At 69.0% G+C, this 19,337-nt stretch carries 19 protein-coding genes and 2 pseudogenes; 9 read left to right on the top strand and 12 right to left on the bottom strand.

The genetic code is table 11. The annotated features are described in order from the left end of the window. Positions 1-49: 49 nt before the first annotated feature. Positions 50-3,643, bottom strand: coding sequence for a chromosome segregation protein SMC (gene smc / locus YWM_RS0107750; RefSeq protein WP_028850246.1), 3,594 nt, complete (start codon positions 3,641-3,643; stop codon positions 50-52). 177 nt (positions 3,644-3,820) lie between these two features. Beyond that, the gene (locus tag YWM_RS0107745; protein ID WP_028850245.1) at positions 3,821-4,108 is read right to left on the bottom strand and encodes an acylphosphatase; all 288 of its coding nucleotides are present in this window, start codon (positions 4,106-4,108) and stop codon (positions 3,821-3,823) included. Positions 4,109-4,227: 119 nt separating this feature from the next. On the opposite strand from YWM_RS0107745, the gene YWM_RS26590 reads away from it, so the two are divergent. Beyond that, positions 4,228-4,839: a hypothetical protein gene (locus YWM_RS26590; protein WP_211232450.1), complete on the top strand. Its 612-nt coding sequence runs from the start codon at positions 4,228-4,230 to the stop codon at positions 4,837-4,839. Positions 4,840-4,955: 116 nt separating this feature from the next. On the opposite strand, the pseudogene YWM_RS25615 reads toward YWM_RS26590, so the two are convergent. The 3 genes and pseudogenes from YWM_RS25615 to YWM_RS0107730 form a co-directional block, all read right to left on the bottom strand. Then, positions 4,956-5,105, bottom strand: a pseudogene (locus YWM_RS25615) (zinc finger domain-containing protein); the annotation flags it as partial. 410 nt (positions 5,106-5,515) lie between these two features. Next, positions 5,516-7,018, bottom strand: a complete 1,503-nt coding sequence (locus YWM_RS0107735; RefSeq protein ID WP_028850243.1) for a multicopper oxidase family protein — start codon at positions 7,016-7,018, stop codon at positions 5,516-5,518. A gap of 205 nt (positions 7,019-7,223) precedes the next feature. Further along, positions 7,224-7,670 carry a hypothetical protein gene (locus tag YWM_RS0107730; RefSeq protein ID WP_156914695.1) on the bottom strand — a complete coding sequence of 149 codons (447 nt, stop codon included), beginning with the start codon at positions 7,668-7,670 and terminating at the stop codon, positions 7,224-7,226. A gap of 150 nt (positions 7,671-7,820) precedes the next feature. On the opposite strand from YWM_RS0107730, the gene YWM_RS0107725 reads away from it, so the two are divergent. The 8 genes and pseudogenes from YWM_RS0107725 (at position 7,821) to YWM_RS22610 (ending at position 14,538) form a co-directional block, all read left to right on the top strand. Further along, positions 7,821-8,033: a heavy-metal-associated domain-containing protein gene (locus YWM_RS0107725; RefSeq protein WP_028850241.1), complete on the top strand. Its 213-nt coding sequence runs from the start codon at positions 7,821-7,823 to the stop codon at positions 8,031-8,033. A 122-nt stretch (positions 8,034-8,155) separates the two neighbouring features. Continuing rightward, positions 8,156-8,473: a hypothetical protein gene (locus YWM_RS25145; RefSeq protein ID WP_156914694.1), complete on the top strand. Its 318-nt coding sequence runs from the start codon at positions 8,156-8,158 to the stop codon at positions 8,471-8,473. Positions 8,474-8,743: 270 nt separating this feature from the next. Next, positions 8,744-9,034: pseudogene (locus YWM_RS25610) on the top strand (transposase); the annotation flags it as partial. A gap of 135 nt (positions 9,035-9,169) precedes the next feature. Next, complete coding sequence (locus YWM_RS0107715; RefSeq protein ID WP_028850240.1) at positions 9,170-9,748, top strand: YdhK family protein; 579 nt, start codon at positions 9,170-9,172, stop codon at positions 9,746-9,748. Positions 9,749-9,811: 63 nt separating this feature from the next. Further along, complete coding sequence (locus YWM_RS0107710) at positions 9,812-11,992, top strand: heavy metal translocating P-type ATPase (protein ID WP_028850239.1); 2,181 nt, start codon at positions 9,812-9,814, stop codon at positions 11,990-11,992. Positions 11,993-12,003: 11 nt separating this feature from the next. Continuing rightward, complete coding sequence (locus YWM_RS0107705) at positions 12,004-12,342, top strand: metal-sensitive transcriptional regulator (protein ID WP_028850238.1); 339 nt, start codon at positions 12,004-12,006, stop codon at positions 12,340-12,342. Between the two features lie 476 nt (positions 12,343-12,818). Further along, positions 12,819-14,132, top strand: coding sequence for an MFS transporter (locus YWM_RS22615; protein ID WP_084612242.1), 1,314 nt, complete (start codon positions 12,819-12,821; stop codon positions 14,130-14,132). A gap of 76 nt (positions 14,133-14,208) precedes the next feature. Next, a complete protein-coding gene (locus tag YWM_RS22610; RefSeq protein ID WP_052344661.1) occupies positions 14,209-14,538 on the top strand; it encodes a carboxymuconolactone decarboxylase family protein in 330 nt (109 codons plus the stop codon). Positions 14,539-14,602: 64 nt separating this feature from the next. On the opposite strand, the gene YWM_RS0107690 is transcribed toward YWM_RS22610, so the two are convergent. The 7 genes from YWM_RS0107690 to YWM_RS0107660 all read right to left on the bottom strand — a co-directional run bounded on the left by YWM_RS0107690 (position 14,603) and on the right by YWM_RS0107660 (position 19,261). After that, complete coding sequence (locus tag YWM_RS0107690; protein WP_028850237.1) at positions 14,603-14,818, bottom strand: hypothetical protein; 216 nt, start codon at positions 14,816-14,818, stop codon at positions 14,603-14,605. An 88-nt stretch (positions 14,819-14,906) separates the two neighbouring features. Then, a complete protein-coding gene (mutM, locus tag YWM_RS0107685; protein WP_028850236.1) occupies positions 14,907-15,746 on the bottom strand; it encodes a bifunctional DNA-formamidopyrimidine glycosylase/DNA-(apurinic or apyrimidinic site) lyase in 840 nt (279 codons plus the stop codon). A 168-nt stretch (positions 15,747-15,914) separates the two neighbouring features. Beyond that, positions 15,915-16,769, bottom strand: a complete 855-nt coding sequence (gene mutM / locus YWM_RS0107680) for a bifunctional DNA-formamidopyrimidine glycosylase/DNA-(apurinic or apyrimidinic site) lyase (protein WP_028850235.1) — start codon at positions 16,767-16,769, stop codon at positions 15,915-15,917. A gap of 9 nt (positions 16,770-16,778) precedes the next feature. Beyond that, complete coding sequence (gene rnc / locus YWM_RS22605; RefSeq protein ID WP_052344660.1) at positions 16,779-17,567, bottom strand: ribonuclease III; 789 nt, start codon at positions 17,565-17,567, stop codon at positions 16,779-16,781. Between the two features lie 12 nt (positions 17,568-17,579). Then, the gene (gene rpmF, locus YWM_RS0107670; RefSeq protein ID WP_028850234.1) at positions 17,580-17,762 is read right to left on the bottom strand and encodes a 50S ribosomal protein L32; all 183 of its coding nucleotides are present in this window, start codon (positions 17,760-17,762) and stop codon (positions 17,580-17,582) included. 76 nt (positions 17,763-17,838) lie between these two features. After that, complete coding sequence (locus YWM_RS0107665) at positions 17,839-18,447, bottom strand: YceD family protein (RefSeq protein WP_028850233.1); 609 nt, start codon at positions 18,445-18,447, stop codon at positions 17,839-17,841. A gap of 82 nt (positions 18,448-18,529) precedes the next feature. After that, positions 18,530-19,261, bottom strand: a complete 732-nt coding sequence (locus tag YWM_RS0107660) for a DivIVA domain-containing protein (protein ID WP_028850232.1) — start codon at positions 19,259-19,261, stop codon at positions 18,530-18,532. Positions 19,262-19,337: the final 76 nt, after the last annotated feature.

The following is a 19,337-nucleotide window of genomic DNA, read 5'->3' as shown; positions in this document are numbered from 1 at the left end:
CCTCGCATCCGCGCCGACCACCATCGTCGCAGGGCAGGCGCTCGACGGGTTACGCTGACGCCTTCTCCGCAGACCGCAGCCGCTGCGAGATCACCCGCGTGATGCCGTCGTTGGCCATGCTCACGCCGTACAGCGCGTCCGCGATCTCCATCGTCGGCTTCTGGTGCGTGATCACGATCAGCTGCGAGGTCTCCCGCAACTGCTCGAGCAAGCCGATCAGCCGCCGCATGTTGGTGTCGTCCAGCGCCGCCTCGACCTCGTCGAGCACGTAGAACGGCGACGGCCGCGCGCGGAAGATCGCCACCAGCATGGCGACCGCCACCAGCGACTTCTCGCCACCGGACAGCAGCGACAGCCGCTTGACCTTCTTGCCCGGCGGCCGCGCCTCGACGTCGACCCCGGTGGTCAGCATGTCGTCCGGGTCGGTGAGCACCATCCGGCCTTCACCACCGGGGAACAGCGTGCCGAACACCGTCTCGAACTCACGCGCCACGTCGTGATACGCCGAGGTGAAGACCTCGAGGATCTTGTCGTCCACCTCTTCGATCACCGACAGCAGATCCCTGCGCGTGGCCTTCAGGTCCTCCAGCTGCGTGGACAGGAACTTGTAGCGCTCCTCCAGCGCGGCGAACTCCTCCAGCGCGAGCGGGTTGACCTTGCCGAGCAGGGCCAGGTCGCGCTCGGCGCGCTTGGCGCGGCGCTCCTCGGTCGCCCGGTCGAACGGGATCGGTTGCGGCTCGGCAACCTCTTCCCCGCGCTCCTTGGCGGCCTCGTACTCGGCCATCTCCGCCGGGCTGGGCGGCACCGGCTGATCCGGCCCGTACTCGGCGACCAGATCGTCGAGCCCGATGCCGAATTCCTCGGCGATGCGTGCTTCCAGCTGCTCCAGCCGCATCCGCTGCTCGGCGCGCGCCAACTCGTCGCGGTGCACCGCATCGGTCAGTTTCTCCAGCTGGCCGGTCAGCTCGCGCACGCTCGTCCGGACGCCGGCCAGCATCGCCTCGCGTTCCTCGCGGGCCTGCTGTAGCGCATCTCGTTCGGCGGCGGCCCGGCGCAGCGACACCTCGATGCGTTCGAGAGCGATCTCGCCGCCGTCGACGACCGCAGCGGCGATCTCGGCACCACGCCGGCGCGCCACCCGGGCCCGCTCGGCACGTTCCCGCGCCTGACGCTCGGCCTCCGCGGCACGACGCAAGCTTTCCGCCTTGCCCGCGATCTGGCGAGCCCGCTCCTCGGCCGTGCGCAGCGCCAGCCGGGCCTCGACCTCCTGCTGGCGAACCTCCGCCAGCGCGGCGGCGATCTCGTCGCGCTCGGAGGTGTCGGGCTCCTCGTCGATCGGATCCTCGCTCACCGCGGCCAGCCGTTGTTCCAGCTCGGCCAGCTTGGCCACCGCCTCCTCGCGGCTGGCCTCGACCTTCGCGCGCTGTGTCCGCAACCGCTCGACCTCGGCCTCGGCATTGCGCAACGCCTGCTGCAACCGGTTCAACCGCTCGGAGAACCGGGCCTTGGCCACCTTGACCTCGCCGACCGCCTCACGCGCCTTGGCCACCTCGGCCTTGCGCTGCTGCTGCTCGGCGCGCGCACCCTCCAACTCCGCCGCGGTGCGCTGCAGGCGTCGCTCGGCGGCGAGCAGCTTGTCCTGGGCAGCGTCGACGGCGGCCTGCACCTCGATGACCGACTCGGTGGACGCCTTCGACCCGCCTGCGGCCCAGTGCGCCCCGAAAACGTCGCCTTCGGTGGTCACGGCGCGCAGCTCGGGATGCTCGCTCACCAGCGCCATCGCCGAGACCAAACCCTCCACGACGGCGACATCGTGCAGCGCGGCACGCACAGCGGGCTGCAGCCGTTCCGGCGCCTGTACCACGTCCACCGCCCACCGCGCGCCGGACGGCAACGACGGCCGACCCGGCAAGCCGGAATCGTCCGCGCCGCCCAGCAAGATGCCCGCGCGGCCGGAGTCGTGCGTCTTCAGGTACTCCAACGCGGACACCGCGTCCTCGCCTGCCTGCACCGCCACCGCATCCGCGACCGGGCCCAACGCTGCGGCGATCGCCGCTTCGAAGCCTGGCTCGACGGTCAGCAACGCCGCCACCGAACCCAGTACGCCGGGAAGTTCGTCGCCTGCCTTCAACAGCGCCCCGACGCCGTCCTTGCGGCGTAGCCCGCGCGACAGCGCCTCCACAGTGGCCCGGTGCGTCGCGATTTCCTTCTCCGTGGCGCGCTCGGCGGCGATCAGTTCTTCGACGCGCTGTTTGGCGGCGTCGTTGGCGCGCATGCACTGCTCGAGTCGCTCAGCGGCCTCCGCCCCGTCCACATCGGAGTCGCCACCCTCCGCCTTGGCCAGTTCCAGCTCCTCGGCGGCCTGTTCGGCGCGTGCCACCGCCTCGTCGATGCCCGCGGTCAACCGCTCGATCTCCTCCGCGGTGGCACCGGTCTTGCTGCGCAGCGCCTCGACCTGGCCGGTCAGCTTGGCGACGCCCTCGCGCCGATCCGCCACCGCGCGCACCGCGGCCATGTGCGCTCGTTCGGCGGCCTGCAGCGCCTGCTCGAGTTCCTCGCGATGCGTGACGGCTTCGGACAACGTGGCACGAGCCACTTCCACGGCGGCGTTGAGCTCGAGCTCCTTCTCCTCCGCCTGCTCGGCCTCGGCCAGCAGTTCCTCGGGGTCGCGGCCGCTCGAGCCGTCGTCGATCTCGGTCGACAGATGCCGCTTACGCTCCAGTGCCAGCCGGACGGTCCCGCGCAGCCGCTCGGCCAGGGCGCTGAGCTTGTACCAGGTGTCCTTCGCCGCGGCCAGTCGTGGCTCGTCCTCGGCGAGCGCCTCGGCCAGCTCGGCCTCACGCCGGGAGGCGACCTGCAGCTGTTGCTCGACCTCGGCGCGCTGCCTGCGGATCCGCTCCTCGTCGGCCTGCTCCTTGGCCAGCGCCTCGCGCTGGGTGACCAGGTCGTGCGCGTACAGCCGCAGCCGCGCGTCCCGCAGCTCGGCCTGCACCGCCTGCGCCTTCCGCGCGATCTCGGCCTGCTTGCCCAGCGGTTTGAGCTGGCGGCGCAGTTCCGCGGTGAGGTCATTCAGGCGGTTCAGGTTCGCCTGCATCGCGTCCAGCTTGCGCAGCGCCTTCTCCTTGCGCTTGCGGTGCTTGAGCACGCCCGCGGCTTCCTCGATGAACGCGCGCCGCTCCTCCGGCTTGGCCTGCAGAATCTCGCTGAGCTGCCCCTGGCCGACGATCACGTGCATCTCGCGGCCGATACCGGAGTCCGACAGCAGCTCCTGCACGTCCAGCAGCCGACAGCTCGAGCCGTTGATCTCGTACTCGCCGGCGCCGTCGCGGAACATCCGCCGGGTGATCGAGACCTCGGTGTAGTCGATCGGCAGGGCGCCGTCGGAGTTGTCGATGGTCAACGTGACCTCGGCGCGGCCGAGCGGGGGCCGTCCCGCGGTGCCGGCGAAGATGACGTCCTCCATCTTGCCGCCGCGCAGGTCCTTGGCGCCCTGCGTGCCCATCACCCAGCGCAGGGCGTCCTGCACGTTGGACTTGCCCGAGCCGTTCGGGCCGACCACACACGTGATGCCCGGCTCGAAGCGCAGCGTGGTAGCCGAAGCGAAGGACTTGAAGCCCTTCAGCGTCAGGCTTTTCAGGTGCACGAGCTGCGGCCCCTTCATCGTGTGCCGGTTCGCGCACCGGCGAACGTGTCAACGTGGCCGGGGCGACCTCAACTGCGGAATGGTACCTGCGGGTTCTCCGGCAGAACGAACCGTGCGGCGTGTCGGGCGTCGTGTGGGTGAACGCCACCAAGGCCGACGACGGTAAGTGCTCACCGATTAACGCTCCGTGAAGCCTTGGTAGCCGCCTTTCGGTTCGGACCACTGCTCCACCACCGAGGTCACCCGGCCAGGTGTCGATCCGCCACGCAGCGCGGCGAGCAGTTCCTCGCATGCCTGCCGCGGACCTTCGGCGACGACCTCGACACGGCCGTCGGCGAGGTTGGTAGCCGTCCCCACCAGGCCCAATTCGAGCGCGCGGCACCGCGTCCACCACCGGAATCCGACGCCTTGCACGTGGCCGCGCACCCATGCGGTCAAGCGCGTGCGGTCACCGGACTCGGGCATCCTCGTCTCCTCCAGTGGTAACGCTCCGGAGCGGCTCGAGCACACGGGGCAGGAATTGTGCTCACCCGGTAGTGATACAGTTCCCCCGCTTTCAGCCTAGCCGCCACAAGGAGCAGCCTATGAGCCCGTCTGGGCCAACCGGCGAGACGCAAGTGTCGGTCGCACCGCCCGCCGAGGAGACCCGGCCCCGGCGCGCGAGCTATCTGGCGCTGCTGGCCAGCGGCGTGTTCACCGCGACGGCTTTCGCCGGAATCGCGGTGCTGGCCGGTTCGACGACCCCGGTCGCCGAACAGAACGTGCAGCAGTTCCAGCGCGAGCCCAACGGCGAGACCGGTGGTGGGTTGATCGCGGGCAACCCGTCCCCGGACCAGACCACGATCAAGATCAGCGGGGCGGCGCACGGTGGCGACCGAACGCCGACGACGACCACAACGACCACGACGACGCCCGGGGACACCGCGACCACGGATGCCCCGGACAGCACGTCGGAGGATCTGCCCACGTCGGACGACGACGTGAGCACGACCAGTTCGGCGAAACCGACCAAGACGACGACCAGCAAGCCGACTACGACGACGACCACCACAACGACGACTACGACGACCGCCACACCGAGCGAGCCGGAGTGCCCGGAGGAGCCGTGTGATCCGGAGGATCCGCCGGGTGGCGGCTCGTCGACGGCGTCCAGCCCCGAGACGCCGCCCGACGGTGGCGCGGGCACGGGTCGGTAGGTCGGCTGTCCCGAAAGCCGGCTTCGAAGCCGGCAGCCGCAGCTCGAGGGCTGCGGCTGCCGTTCGGCTAGATGCGTGGGCTGCTGCTCAGCCAGATGCCGGCTGGCACGACCAGGTCATCGCCGCGGCGAGCGCCGCTGGCAACGCGGGCATGAATACGACGAACGGTTCATGAACCGTTCCCGTCGAATGGGTGAGCCACAGCGAGGACACGGCTCCCCCTCGCACCCGTAGACGTTGAGCGAGCGGTCGAAGTAGCCCGACTCCACACGTTCGTGACATTTATGAATGATGAGTCGACTCAGCAGTCGACTGGCGATTCAATGGGGATTCGACTCGCACTCGCAGACTGTCTGGGCCAGACGTGGTGCGGTCCAGGCTACAGACCCTGGGCGTGAGCATCTGTCCTTGAGACAACCATCCTGAGAGAAGACCTGCTGAACTCTCTAGGCCGTTTCCCCATCTGTCCTGACCCTCCTCTTCTTCGCCTCGCGCTCCAGGAGGTTGCTCGAGGAACACGTTGCGGATCGCGATCTTCTGCTCGATCGTCAGCGGCCCTGCCGTCGCACGAATCTTGCGCACATGCTCCTCATGAGCTGTCCATCCGAAGGCATCGTTCAGCTCGACGACTCGGATCAAGGTCTTGACGAACGGCGCTACTGCACCGGTTGGCCGATCAGTTCTCCTGATAGGCGATCGTCGTCATCATCCCGGCTTCCCCGTGGTAGACGTTGTGGCAGTGCGTGAGCCACCGCCCGGGGTTGTCGGCGTCGAACTCGACGCGCAGCGTCTTGCCGGGCAGGACGATCGAGGTGTCCTTGCGGGGCCCGCCGTCAGGGTGCTGGTAGGTGTGCCCGTGCAGGTGCATGGGATGCCACATCGTGGTCGAGTTCTTGAACTCGAGGGCGACCCGCTCGCCCTCCTTGATGCCGAGGGCGTCGCGCATCGGCTGCTCCATGTCCATGCGGTTGCCGTTGATCGCCCAGTCGTACTTCTCCATGCCCCCGGTCAGCTCGAGCGCGACCGTGCGGTCGACGTCGCGCTTGGGAAGAGCGACCGTGCTCGCTGCCCTGAGATCACCCGCAGTGGCGGGGATCTTGGTCTGCGGGAGCTTCGTCTTCGTCGTCGGGGCGGTGCCGGATCCGGTGCGCAGGACGGCGAGGGCCTGGTCCTGCTTGCCGAGAGCCTCGGCGATGACGGCGAACGCTCCGTCGCCGGCGGTGATGACCGCGTCGTAGCGCTCCCCCATGCCGAGCACGACGCTCTCGGCCTCATACGGGTCCACAGGGAACCCGTCGGAGTGGGTGATCGTGAGCGGGTGCTCGGCGACGCCAAATCGGAAGGCGGTGTCGCCGCCGGCATTGATGATCCGGAGCCTGATCCGCTCCCCGGGCTTGGCTGTGAAGGTTTGCGGGTCGTTCGCGGGCTTGCCGTTGATCAGGTAGAGGGGGTAGTAGACGTCGCCGGCGTCGCCGCCGAGCAGCGGCGAGGTCGCGCCCATCAGGGTGTTGCCCATCCGCATCGGCCCCATGTCCATGCCGCCGTGATCCATCATGCCCTGGCTGAGTTCCTTGAGGACTTGGTCGGGGGTCGCGGTGACGCCGTCGAGCCAGTCGTCCAGGACGATGATCCATTCCTTGTCGTAGTCGGCCTTCTCGTTGGGATCGTCGATGATGAGCGGCGCGTACAGGCCGCGGTCGAGCTGTACGCCGACGTGCGGGTGGAACCAGAAAGTGCCCGGTTCGGGCAGGATGAACTCGTAGGCGAACGAGCCGCCGGGCTGGACGGTTTTCTGGGTGAGGTTAGGGACACCGTCCATGTCGTTGCGCAGGGCCAGGCCGTGCCAGTGCACGCTGGTCGGGTCGGGCAGGTCGTTGGTGAGGGCGACCTTCAGGGTGTCGCCGACGTTGCCGCGCAGCGGCTGTCCGGAGGAGGCTCCGCGGTAGGCCCAGGTCTTGGCGGTTTTCCCGCCGAGGTCGAGGGTGACCGGCTCGGCGGTCAGCGCGCGCTGCACGACGGTTCCGGTGCGGCGGCGCTCGGCCTCGGCCGCTTTGACCGCGGCGCTACCGGGTTTGACGAACGAGGTCGTTTTGCTGGAGCTGCAGCCGGCGAGGCCGGCGGCGGTGAGGGCCAGGGCGCTGCGGGCGAGGAATTGGCGGCGGTTCAGGTTGGAGTGCATGGCTGATAAGTCCTTCTGTGTCGATGGTGAGCGGGGCCACGGCATCGAGCCGGTGTGCTCGACGATCACGGGTGATCGGAGACGCAGGACTCGTAGGCCCCCAGAAAAGGGTCAGGGACACGAGGGCGCGATGTCGTCGCATGTGGGGCAGGGTCATCGACTTGCCCCGAAGGGCGAGGAGCGCCGCGTCGACGCTCCTCGCTGCTCACATTCTATAGATCGACAGTTCCAGGTGCGAGAGAGCGAGCCGGCGGGGCGTCTCGGGCGGTGGCACCGGCTCGGGCGCGGGGCCGAGATAGGGCAGGCTCGCGGGGAGCGGAGCCGGGAGGGCCGGAATGCTCTTGGCGGTCGGCCCGGGGACGCAGGTGGAGCCGCCGACGCTGCCCATGGCTTCTGCGCATCCGCTGGAGCCGGGGCCCATGCCATGCGGTCCGGATGCCGACGATGAGGAGGCGATGGCCGCCGCGTCGGTCATGCCGGGCGACGCCGGGGACGCGTGCCCCATCGAAGCCACGGAAGCGTTCATGGCCATGACCCCGGCACCGTTGACGAGCGCGTGCATGCCGAGGAGGCCGACGATCAGCAGCGCCGTGAGGACGGACAGCTGCAACCAGTGCCGGCTGCGGCAGGGCTCGTCGGTCGCGGTCTCCACGCTCCACAGCATACCCCGGTGGCGTATCCCGTCTATCAATCGGGATCACTCCTCGACGCCCCCGACCCGCCTTGCGGGAATACCCAGCAGGGGTATGCGGTTGCTCGCACATGATACCCACCGGGGGTATCTCCACCAAGGAGGCAATCGATGACTGCGAACGAGTACCAGGTGACGGGCATGACCTGCGGGCATTGCGAGATGTCGGTCCGCGAGGAGGTCGGCGAGCTCGCCGGCATCACCGATATCCAGGTCAGCGCGCAGACCGGCAAGCTCGTGGTCACCGCCGACGGCGTGATCGACGACGCGCAGGTCCTGGCGGCCGTCGAGGAGGCCGGCTACTCGGCGGTCCGCGCCGGATGAAGACGGCAGCACGCCTCGGCCTCTACGGCGCGGGGCTGGCGGTGGCGTTCGGGGGAGCCTTCGGGCTCGCCGGCGTCGTCGTCCCCGACAGCGCCGTCCAGGCGTGGGCGAAAGGAACAGACATGAGCACGCATAATCAGGGCCACAGCAATGAGGGGCAGCACGGTGGCGAAGAGCAGCAGGCGGCCGGCCAGGCAGTAGCCGGGGTCTCGCTGAGCGCGGACGGCTTCGCGCTCTCGCCGGTGAAGGCACCGATGGGCACGGGCACCGAGGGAGAGCTGAGCTTCCAGGTCCTCGGCCAGGACGGCCAGCCGGTCATCGAGTTCGCCCGAGAGCACGACAAGGACCTGCACCTGATCGTGGTGCGCAGCGACGGCGCTGGGTTCCGCCACGTGCACCCGGTCCTGGACGAGGGCACGGGCACGTGGTCGCTGCCGTGAACGTGGGAGGAGGCGGGCACGTACCGCGTGTACGCCGACTTCACCCCGGCCGGCGAAGGCGCATCGGGCACCACCCTCAGCCGCGCCGTCCAGGTCGCGGGCGACTACTCCCCCGTCGCCAGCGCCCCGACGCGGACCGACGAGGTCGACGGGTACACCGTGACCCTCGACGGCGACCTGGCCGCCGGGTCCACCAGCGAGCTCACCCTCTCGGTCAGCCGCGACGGCGCGCCGGTCACAGAGCTCGAGCCGTACCTCGGCACGTACGGCCACCTCGCCGCCTACGCCGGACTCGCCCCCGTCACCCGACGATCCGGTTCCTCGATCCGGGGCGAGCATCCCAGCCGGGCCGGGAACAAGCGCCTCAAACGGGCGTTCTTCCTCGCCGCGTTCGCAGCACTGTCCGACCCCACCAGCCGGGCCTACTACGACCGGAAACGAGCCCAGGGCAAGAAACACAACGCCGCGCTCGTCTGCCTCGCCCGCAGACGCATCGATGTCCTCCACGCCATGCTCAAACACGGCACCATCTACGAGACCCGATCACCCGCTGCGGCTTGACGAACCCCATAGGGACACCCCCGGCCGCCCGACCGGAGCGAACCGGCCCGACGACCGCAACAATCGGATACGTTGCCCTATACCCCATAGGGGTATAGGATCGAGTTGCTTCGACCGGAACGAATAGGAGACCACATGCGAAAGCGCCTCACGACGACCATCGCCGCAGGAGTGCTCGGCGGAGCGCTCCTGCTGAGCGGCTGCAGCACCGGCGGAGATCAGGGCCACCAGGGCCACGGCAGCAGCTCGGCCAGTACCCCGGCCAGTAGCGACGGCGGGATGGAGCACCCGATGGACGGCGGCCCCGCTCCCGCGGGCATCGAGAAGGCCACGTCCCCCAAGTACCCGGTCGACACCGAGGTGACGCTCACCGCCGACCATATGGAGGGCATGGACGGCGCGAAAGCCACGATCGTCGGGGCCTACGACACCTACACCTACGCGGTGAACTTCACGCCCACCACCGGCGGCGAGCCGGTCAAGGACCACAAGTGGGTCGTGCACGAGGAGATCAAGGACGCCGGTGACCAGCGCCTGGCCGACGGCACCGAGGTCACGCTGGATGCCGAGCATATGAAGGGCATGAAGGGTGCGAAGGCCACCATCGACTCCTCCACCGACGAGACCGTCTACATGGTCGACTACAAGGCCGACGGCATGACGATGACCAACCACAAGTGGGTCGTCGAGAGCGAGATCCAGCCGGCCTCTTGATCCGACCGCCGCGAGAAAGACACGACCCGATCGAGGGGACAACCGAGGGGGAAGCGAAGAGCAATGACGGACCCGACCGCCCACCACCATCACCACGGCGACGTCGCCGGCGAGACCATGCACAGCGAGCACGACGCCGTCGCGACGACCGCGCCTGACAACGGGGAGCACGCGGCGCACGAGGGCCACGGCATGGATCAAACCGAGCACGGCGACCACGGAGCGCACGACCAGCACGGCAGCCACGGCGGTTATGCAGGCCATGGGGACCACGTGGGCCAGTTCCGCCAGCTGTTCTGGATCAACCTCATCATCGCGGTCCCCGTGGTCGCGCTCTCGCCCATGTTCGCCATGCTGCTGGGCTACTCGGTACCCGGCTGGGCGGGCTGGGTCGCCGCGGTGCTCGGCACCGTCATGTACGCCTGGGGCGGCAGGCCGTTCCTCACCGGTGCCTGGAGCGAGCTGAAGACCCGCCAGCCGGGGATGATGCTGCTGATCGCGCTCGGGATCACCGTCGCGTTCCTCGCCTCCTGGGCCGCGACCATCAGGCTCGTCCACCACGAGCTCGAGTTCTGGTGGGAGCTGGCGCTGCTGATCGTCATCATGCTGCTGGGCCACTGGATCGAGATGCGCTCCCTGGCCCAGACCACCTCCGCGCTCGACTCCCTCGCCGCGCTCCTGCCCGACGAGGCCGAGCGCGTCGAGGGCGACGACGTCGTCAAGGTCGACCCCGCCCAGCTCCGCGTCGGCGACGTCGTCATCGTCCGCCCCGGAGGCAGTGTCCCGGCCGACGGCGTCGTCGTCGACGGCCGGGCGGACATGGACGAGTCGATGATCACCGGCGAGTCCCGGCCCGTCGCCCGCGGCGAGGGCGACCCGGTCACCGCCGGCACCGTGGCCACCGACTCCGGCCTGCGCGTGGAGATCACCGCCACCGGAGACGACACCGCGCTGGCGGGCATCAACCGGCTCGTCGCCGAGGCGCAAAGCTCATCCTCCCGCGCTCAGCGGATCGCCGACCGCGCCGCTGCATTGCTGTTCTGGTTCGCTCTCGGCGCGGCCCTGGTCACCGCCGCCGTCTGGACCCTCGCCGGCAGCCCCGACGACGCGGTCGTGCGCACCATCACAGTGCTCGTCATCGCCTGCCCGCACGCCCTCGGGCTCGCCATCCCGCTGGTCGTCTCCATCGCCACCGAGCGTGCCGCGCGCGGCGGGGTTCTGGTCAAGGACCGCCTCGCCCTGGAGTCCATGCGCCAGGTCGACGCCGTGCTCTTCGACAAGACCGGCACCCTGACCAAGGGCGAGCCCACCGTCACCGGCGTCGAGACCGCCGGCGGCCTGGACGCCGCCGCCGTCCTCGCCCTGGCCGCCTCGGCCGAGGCCGACAGCGAGCACCCGCTCGCCAAGGCCATCGTCGCTGCCGCCAAGGACCGGGGCTTCGCCCTGGAGCCGGCCAACGGATTCTCCTCCTCCCCCGCAGTCGGCGTCACCGCGAACGTCTCCGGACAGGAGATCCGGGTCGGCGGGCCGCGACTGCTCGAGGAGACTGGGCAGAGCGAGGTCGGCACGGCGGACGAGTGGCGCTCCGAGGGCGCGATCATCCTCCACGTCCTGCGGGACGGCCAGGTTGTCGGCGGGTTGAAGCTCGCCGACGAGGTCCGCCCGGAGTCGCGCGACGCCGTCGACGCGCTCCACCGCCTGGGCGTCGAGGTCGTCATGATCACCGGCGACGCCGAGGCCGTCGCGAACGAGGTCGGCAAAGAGCTCGGCATCGACCGCGTCTTCGCCGGCGTCCGCCCCGAGGACAAGTCCGCGAAGGTCGCCCAGCTGCAGCACGAGGGCAAGAAGGTCGCCATGGTCGGCGACGGCGTCAACGACGCCCCGGCGCTCGCCCAAGCCGACGTCGGCATCGCCATCGGAGCCGGCACCGACGTCGCCATCGCTTCCGCAGGCGTCATCCTCGCCAGCTCCGACCCGAGGTCGGTGCTCTCGGTCATCCAGCTGTCGAAGGCCGCCTACCGGAAGATGAAGCAGAACCTGTGGTGGGCAGCCGGCTACAACCTCATCTCCGTGCCGCTCGCCGCCGGCGTCCTCGCCCCGGTCGGCTTCGTCCTGCCCATGTCGGTCGGCGCGATCCTGATGTCGCTGTCCACCGTCGTCGTCGCCCTCAACGCCCAGCTCTTGAGGCGCATCGACCTCACCCCCCAAGCCAGCACCCGCTCCGTCCTGAAGCACCAGAAATGAAGGACACGCACATGACCATCGACACCGCCACCGACAGCACCGGCACCGAGGTCGAGGCCGTGGCTCATCAGCATGGCTACATCAGCGACAAGGACCGCTACCTGACGCGCATGAAGCGCATCGAGGGCCAGGCCCGCGGCATCGCCAAGATGATCGACGACGAGAAGTACTGCATCGACATCCTCACCCAGGTCTCGGCGCTCACCCGGGCCCTGCAGACCGTCGCCACCGGCCTGCTGGACGACCACCTCAAGCACTGCGTCCTCGACGCCGCCAAGCTCGGCGACGACGCGGCCATCGCCAAGATCCAGGAAGCAACCGACGCCATCAACCGGCTCGTGCGGTCCTGAGCCACGAGACCGCTGACTGCCGTAGAAGCCCTCGCGCCGCCTCGGGCACCGCGACCTGGAGTCTGGAAACGGAGCGTCACCGTGGTCGCCCTAGACGCCCCCCGGCGGCATCGACGGCGTCTGCCGCTGTGAGCGACAGACATCGAGAGAAGAACGCACACGGAGATGACGCTGCAGCACTTCGACGCCTGCCCGAACTGGACAGTCCTCGAAGACAGGATCACCAGTGCCTTGTGCGGCCGGCCCGAGGCGACGCTCATCCGCCAACGGATAGAGATCGCCGGGGACGCCGCCCGCCTCGGGCCAGACGTTCTACCGACGCGTCCCTGTTCGCGCCTAGATACCCCCTACGGGTATGGTCATCAATACCCCACTGGGGTATCTCGTTAGATGCTTGCCCGCCCGCTTCCTCGGCGCAGCGGGCATGCCCATGCGCGTTCCGTGTGGCCGATTGTCGCGCGGAGGAAGAGGACTTGATGACACCGACGAATACCCAGACCCGCGGCCGCCTCATACCCCTGCTTGTGATCGCGACGGCTCAGCTGATGCTCGTGCTCGACGACTCGATCGTGAACATCGCCCTGCCGAGCATCCAGCAAGAGCTCGACGTCGACCCCGTGCACCTCCCCTGGGTCGTCAACGCCTACATCCTCGCCTTCGGCGCGCTGCTGCTCCTCGGCGGGCGGATCGGCGATCTGTGGGGCCGCAGGCGCACGCTCCAGGTCGGCATCGCGGTCTTCGTCGTCGCCTCGCTCATCGGCGGGCTCGGCGTGAACGTGGAGATGTTGATCGTCGCCCGGGCGGTGCAGGGCATCGGCGCGGCGATGGCAGCGCCGAACGCACTGGCGCTGATCGCCACGACGTTCTCCGAGCGGTCCATGCGTGACAAGGCGCTCTCGCTCTACGGCGCGATGTCGGGCCTCGGCATCGTCGTCGGCCTGCTGCTCGGCGGCGTGCTGACCGACCTGCTCGACTGGCGCTGGGTGTTCTTCATCAACGTGCCCATCGGCCTCCTCGTTCTCTGGGGCACCCGCACCCTGGTCGCGGCCGACCGCCACGCGGGACGCCTCGGCATGCTCGGCTCCGTGCTTGGCACCGCGGGCATGGTCTCGCTGGTCTACGCGATCACCTGCTTCGGCGAGGACGGCTTCGCGGACCCGGTCGCGTGGATGCTCGTCGCGCTCGCCGCCGTGCTGCTCGTCGTCTTCGTCCTCGTCCAGCGCTCGAACTCCACGCCGCTGGTGCCGCTGTCTCTGTTCAAGGACCGCGGTCGAGCAGGGGCCTACCTCACGATGCTGGGTCTCGCGATCGGTCCGATGGGCACCTTCTACATCATCACCCTTTACCTCCAAGAGGTCCGGCAGTTCAGCCCGCTGGCCACCGGCCTGTCCTGGCTGCCCTTCGCCGTCGGGATCGTCCTCGGCGCGGGCGTAGCGCCGAAGCTCCTGCTGAAGATCGCGCCGCGCTGGGTCGCCGCCCTCGGCGGACTCCTCGCGGCGGTCGGGGCCCTGTGGTTCTCGCGGATCACCGTGGCGACGGGTTACTGGACTGGGATGGCCCCGGCGATGCTCGTCATCGCGCTTGGCTTCGGACTCGGGGTCATGGCCCTGACACAGGCCGCCGTGTACGGAGTCGACGCCGACAAGGCGGGCATCGCCTCGGCGCTGCTCAACTCCGCCCAGCAGATCGGCGTCGCGCTCGGCCTCGCGGTCCTCGCGGGCGTCGCCGCCCTAACACTCAGCGGAAAGATCGCCTCCGATCCCGTCGACCAGGAGGCCTCTGCCGCGTAACCATCACCTGGGATCACGCCCACGCCGAGCACCCGAGCGCTACTCACACCGAACACCACCGAGGCAGAAACAGCATATGCACAACCACAACGAAGAAGCGAAGTTCATGGCCGACATCAAGGAGGCCGCGCCGGAGATGGTCTCGGCATTCTTCGGATTCGACAAGGCCGTGTTCAACAGGAATGCCGGCAACCTCGACCTGGCCACCCGGGAACTGATCGCCGTGGGCGTCGCGGTCACCACTCAGTGCCCGTTCTGCATTGAGGACCACGCGAAGCGCGCCGTCAAGGTCGGCGCGTCCAAGGCCGACGTCGCCGAGGCGGTCATGGTCGCCTCGGCACTACGCGCCGGCGGCGGAGTCACCCACGGGTGGAAGGCGATGAAGGCCATCGCCGAAGGCGAGTAGCCCGGCGAGATCGCCCCAGTGAAGTGATGACCCCGGCTGCATCAGCAGTCGGGGTCGTGGCCTGTCAGGCGGCGGACCGGAGATCGGCGACGGCATCCTCGGGGCGGTCGGCGCAGTAGCCGCTCCAGCCGCGGACGACTCGATGACAGGCGGCCCAGGCCATGCGAAGGGCCTCGTGCGGTTCAACCTCGTAGTCCACGTCGGTGCGGTCGAGGTGCCTGGCCGTCGCGGCGGACTGGATGCCGGGGATCGTGTGGACGGTGATCACGATCTCCAGCATCCGCGATGCTGGTGCTCACCATACATTGATGTACTGCGGATCGACGTAACACCACGCGAACGAGGTCTGCGTGCCGACGACATCTCCGTTAGCGTTTTCGCTGGCAGACCGGGCAGAAATGGCTCGAGCGGTTCATGAACTGCTCCCGCACGACCGGGGTGCCACAGCGCGTGCAGGGATGCCCCGCAAGCCCATACACGCTCAGGCTGCGGGAGAAGTATCCGCTGCTGCCCGCCACGTCCACATAGAGCCGATCGAACGAGGTTCCGCCCTGGGCGAGCGCAGCGGCCATGACCTCTCGCGCAGCATCGATCACCGCCGAGATCCTCGGCTTGGTCAGCGAGGACGCCGCAGTCTCGCCGTGCACCTTGGCGGCCCAGAGCGCTTCGTCGGCGTAGATGTTCCCGATGCCAGACACCAGCGTCTGGTCCAGCAGCGCGCGTTTGATCCCGGCCCGTCTGGTCTTAATTCGCGCGACCGCCGCCGCTTGATCGAACTGCGCGTCGAACGGATCCCGCGCGATATGGGCGATCGGCGACGGCAACACGGCTCCGCCCTCGTCGTACATCAGATGACCGAACGTGCGCTGATCATCGAACCGCAGATCGTGGCCGCCATCGGTGAGGGTGAACCGGGCCCGCTCGTGCGGGGCGACCGCTGCTTCGGGCGATGTGATGAGCATCTGCCCACTCATGCCCAGATGCATGAGCAGCGCGTCCCGACCATCCAGGATCAGCCAGAGATACTTGCCGCGCCGCGCAGTCCCCGTGATCGTCGCACCGAATACCCGCGCTGCGAGATCCTCAGGGCCGGCGATGTGCCGACGCACGGCCCGCGGATGCCGGATGACCGCCGAGGCGATCGTCCGGCCACGGACGTGATCGTCGAGCCCACGGCGCACAACCTCGACCTCAGGCAGCTCAGGCATCGTCCGCACCTCGCGGCGTCCGCACGCCGGCTCCGTGGCCGTGTTCAGCTTTTAATAGTGCCGACATCCGCGCCGGCCAATCCGGCTCGATGTCGGGCACAGCATGTCGAAGCAAGTCGTAGACAGAGACGTAGCTGTTGCTTGTTTCGGGCATCGGTCAGGCGTCCACTAACGTTTACGCTGGCAGATCGGGCAAGAATGGCTCGAGCGGTTCATGAAACGTTCGCGTACGATCAAGGTGCCACAGCGCTTGCACGGGCGACCTTCCCGCCCATAGACATTCAATGCATAAAATCCGGATTCGCCGTTGACGTTCACGTACAGCGCGTCGAACGACGTCCCGCCGGCTTGCAGCGCGTCGGCCAGCACCGCGGTGGCCTCGGCGAGTATGAGTTCGGCCTGCTTCTGCGTCAGCCGTCCGGTCGGCCGCGAACCGTGGATCCGCGCCCGCCACAGCGCCTCGTCGGCGTAGATGTTGCCGATCCCGCTCACCAGCGTCTGATCCAACAGCGCGCGCTTGACCTCGGTGCGCTTCGCGCGCATGGCCCGGGCTACGCGGGTCAGGTCGAACGCCGGGTCCATCGGATCGCGCGCGATGTGGGCGATGCTCGACGGCACCATGGCCCCGTCGACCTCGACCAGCTCGTCCAGCAGGAACCCACCGAACGTCCGCTGATCGACGAACCGCAACTCGCTCGGCGCACCGGGGTGTTCGTCCAGGTGCAACCGAACGCGCAGGTGCTTCTCGTCCGGCACACCCGGCGACTGCACGAGCATCTGCCCGCTCATGCCCAGGTGGCCGACGACGGCTTCGCCGGAGGCCAGCTCCAGCCACAAGTACTTGCCGCGCCGTCGCACGGCTTCGATACGCTGCCCGGCCAAGCGCCCGGCGAAGTCGACCGCCCCGAGAACATGCCGCCGTACCGCACGCTCGTGCAGCACGTCGACGCTGCGAATCGTGCGGCCACCGACGTACTCGGCCAGCCCGCGACGGACGGTCTCGACTTCGGGAAGCTCGGGCATGCCGGACGGCTACTGCCCGCTGGAGCCGCCTTGCGTGGCCTGCTCCTGATCGTTGTCGGCCTGCTCGCCCTCCGCGGCCTCCTGCTCGGCCGTCAGCGACCGCCAGGCCATCTCCGCGGCATTCTGCTCGGCCTCCTTCTTCGTGGTGCCGCGGCCCTCGCCACGCGGCTCACCGCCGATCAGCACCGTCGCGGAGAACTCCTTCTGGTGGTCCGGACCGGTGTCCACCACCCGGTACTCCGGCACGCCGAGCGACGCGGACGCGGTCAGCTCCTGCAGGCTGGTCTTCCAGTCCAGGCCGGCACCTCGCAGCGGCGCCTCCGCCAGCAGATCGTCGAACAGCCGGTGCACCAGCGCACGAGCGACCTCGATGCCGTGCTCCAGATACACCGCGCCGATGATCGCTTCGAGCCCGTCGGCGAGAATGCTCGCCTTGTCCCGGCCGCCGGTCAGCTCCTCCCCCTTGCCGAGCAGCAGATGCGCGCCGAGGCCGCCTTCGCCCAGCCCGCGCGCGACGCCGGCCAGCGCCTGCATGTTCACCACGCTGGCGCGGAGCTTGGCGAGCTGCCCTTCCGGCAGGTCGGGGTGCTGGTTGTACAGGTGGTCGGTCACCACCAGCCCCAGCACGGCGTCGCCGAGGAACTCCAGCCGCTCGTTCGGCGGCAGGCCACCGTTCTCGTAGGCGTACGAGCGGTGCGTCAACGCCAGCGTGAGCAGGTCGGGCTTGATCTCGACGCCCAGAGCGGCCAGCAGCTCAGCGGGGTCGGCCTTCGGGCCGCGCACTCCATTCCCCGCCATGACCTACCCCGATCAGGCCGGCTCGACGACCTGTCGACCTGCGTACTGCCCGCAGTTGGGGCAGGCAACGTTACGCGGCTTGAGCTCCTTGCACGCGCGGTTCGGGCACGGCACGAGGTGCACCGGCGCCGCCTTCCACTGCGAGCGGCGGGACCGCGTGTTCGAGCGCGACATCTTCCGCTTCGGGACGGCCACGGTTACTTCTCCTCAAGTCTCACTCTGGGCCCCCTGGGCAACACACCCCGGGACTGCGCGCTGATCGCGCCCCACTTCACTTGCTGTCTTCTGGCGCGGACCCGTTGCTGTCTGACGCGGAAAACCGTTCGACAAGGGCCGCCCACCGGGGATCTATCTTCTCATGGCCGTGATCCGGCTCGAGATCGACCCACTTGAGTCCGCAATCCGGACACAGACCCGGGCAATCCGGACGGCACAGCGGGACCTGCGGCAGCGCGAGCACGATCGCGTCCCGCACCAGCGGTTCCATGTCCACCAGGTCGTCGACCAGGTGGCTGACCTCGTCCTCCTCCGTGGTGGCCTCGGTGGTCGAGTCCGGGTAGGCGAACAGTTCGGTCACCTCGACCGACACCTCGTCGTCGATCGCGTCGAGGCAGCGGGAGCACTGCGCGGTGGTCGGCGCGGTCACCGATCCGCTGACCAGCACCCCTTCCACCACCGACTCCAGCAACAACCGCAGCCGGTAGGACGCGCCCACCGGGATCTCGATCACATCCGGGAATCCCACTGCGGTCTCGGCGCGGATGGTGCGTACGACCTCACGGCTGGCACCGGGCCTGCGGCCCAGATCCTGGGTGTCGATGACCCACGGGTTCCGGGCGTCCGGAACCGGGTGCCTGGCGATACTGCGTTCTTCTGACATTGCGCCCAAGCGTACGCCCACCAGGCAATCGTGTCCGGTCACCGGTGGGTGATTCACCACCCACCGGCGGAGCGGAGCCCGGTCAGCGGTAGCCGTTGTAACCGTTGTGCGTCACGCCTGCCGACATCGACCCGATCGGTCCCCCGCGCAGCTGCGAGCGCCCCTGGTCGACCGACCGCAGCGTCTGATCCAGCAGCTCGGCGAACTCGGCCAGCTTGCCGTCGACGTAGGCGTCGCACTCGGCGCGCTGGCGGTCGGCCTCCTCGTGCGCCTCGTCCACCAACCGGGCAGCCTCGGCGTGCGCGGCCTGCACCACTTCGGTCTCCGACACCAGGCGCGCCTGCTCGTCCAGGCCCTGCTGCACCGAACGCTCGTAGGCCTCCCGGCCTGCTTGCAGCATCCGGTCGTGCTCGTCGCGGGCACGAGCCGTCAGACTGTCGTACTCCGCCTGCCCGGCGGCCACCGCGCGGTCCGCTTCCGCGTCCGCCTCGGCCAGGATCTCGTTCGCCTGCTGCTGCGCCTCCGACACCAGCCGCTCCGCCTCCGCTTTGGCTTCCGCGACCAGGCGTTCCGCCTCCTCGCGGGCCGAGCTCAGCGTCTCCTCCGCCTCGGTGCGGGCCGAGTTGAGGATCTCGTCGCGCTTGTCCAGCACGTCCTGCGCGTCGTCCAGCTCGGGCTGGTAGGCCTCGCGAATGTCGTCCAGCAGCTCGAGAGTCTCGCCGCGCGGCACCACGCAACTGGACGTCATCGGTACCCCGCGGGCCTCCTCCACGATCGTCACGAGCTCGTCGAGGGCCTCGAACACCCGGTACACAGCAACTCCCTTGGCCAGCGACTCAGCGGCTGTCACTGGTCAAGTTTGCCCGCTGCGCACGCGAAATCCGTGCAGG

This window comes from Thermocrispum municipale DSM 44069 (genome assembly GCF_000427825.1).
GTDB classification, from domain to species: domain Bacteria; phylum Actinomycetota; class Actinomycetes; order Mycobacteriales; family Pseudonocardiaceae; genus Thermocrispum; species Thermocrispum municipale.
Note: the sequence above shows the minus strand (reverse complement) of the source record. Positions and strands in the feature narration are given on the sequence as shown.

Coding starts and splice junctions, on each gene's coding strand:
- YWM_RS26590 (WP_211232450.1), top strand. CDS start 4,228: ATGAGCCCGTCTGGGCCAACCGGCGAGACGCAAGTGTCGGTCGCACCG.
- rnc (WP_052344660.1), bottom strand. CDS start 17,567: ATGGCGGGGAATGGAGTGCGCGGCCCGAAGGCCGACCCCGCTGAGCTG.
- YWM_RS0107725 (WP_028850241.1), top strand. CDS start 7,821: ATGACTGCGAACGAGTACCAGGTGACGGGCATGACCTGCGGGCATTGC.
- YWM_RS22610 (WP_052344661.1), top strand. CDS start 14,209: ATGCACAACCACAACGAAGAAGCGAAGTTCATGGCCGACATCAAGGAG.
- mutM (WP_028850235.1), bottom strand. CDS start 16,769: ATGCCCGAGCTTCCCGAAGTCGAGACCGTCCGTCGCGGGCTGGCCGAG.
- YWM_RS0107745 (WP_028850245.1), bottom strand. CDS start 4,108: ATGCCCGAGTCCGGTGACCGCACGCGCTTGACCGCATGGGTGCGCGGC.
- mutM (WP_028850236.1), bottom strand. CDS start 15,746: ATGCCTGAGCTGCCTGAGGTCGAGGTTGTGCGCCGTGGGCTCGACGAT.
- YWM_RS22615 (WP_084612242.1), top strand. CDS start 12,819: ATGACACCGACGAATACCCAGACCCGCGGCCGCCTCATACCCCTGCTT.
- YWM_RS25145 (WP_156914694.1), top strand. CDS start 8,156: ATGAGCACGCATAATCAGGGCCACAGCAATGAGGGGCAGCACGGTGGC.
- YWM_RS0107735 (WP_028850243.1), bottom strand. CDS start 7,018: ATGCACTCCAACCTGAACCGCCGCCAATTCCTCGCCCGCAGCGCCCTG.
- YWM_RS0107690 (WP_028850237.1), bottom strand. CDS start 14,818: ATGCTGGAGATCGTGATCACCGTCCACACGATCCCCGGCATCCAGTCC.
- YWM_RS0107710 (WP_028850239.1), top strand. CDS start 9,812: ATGACGGACCCGACCGCCCACCACCATCACCACGGCGACGTCGCCGGC.
- YWM_RS0107705 (WP_028850238.1), top strand. CDS start 12,004: ATGACCATCGACACCGCCACCGACAGCACCGGCACCGAGGTCGAGGCC.
- YWM_RS0107665 (WP_028850233.1), bottom strand. CDS start 18,447: ATGTCAGAAGAACGCAGTATCGCCAGGCACCCGGTTCCGGACGCCCGG.
- YWM_RS0107715 (WP_028850240.1), top strand. CDS start 9,170: ATGCGAAAGCGCCTCACGACGACCATCGCCGCAGGAGTGCTCGGCGGA.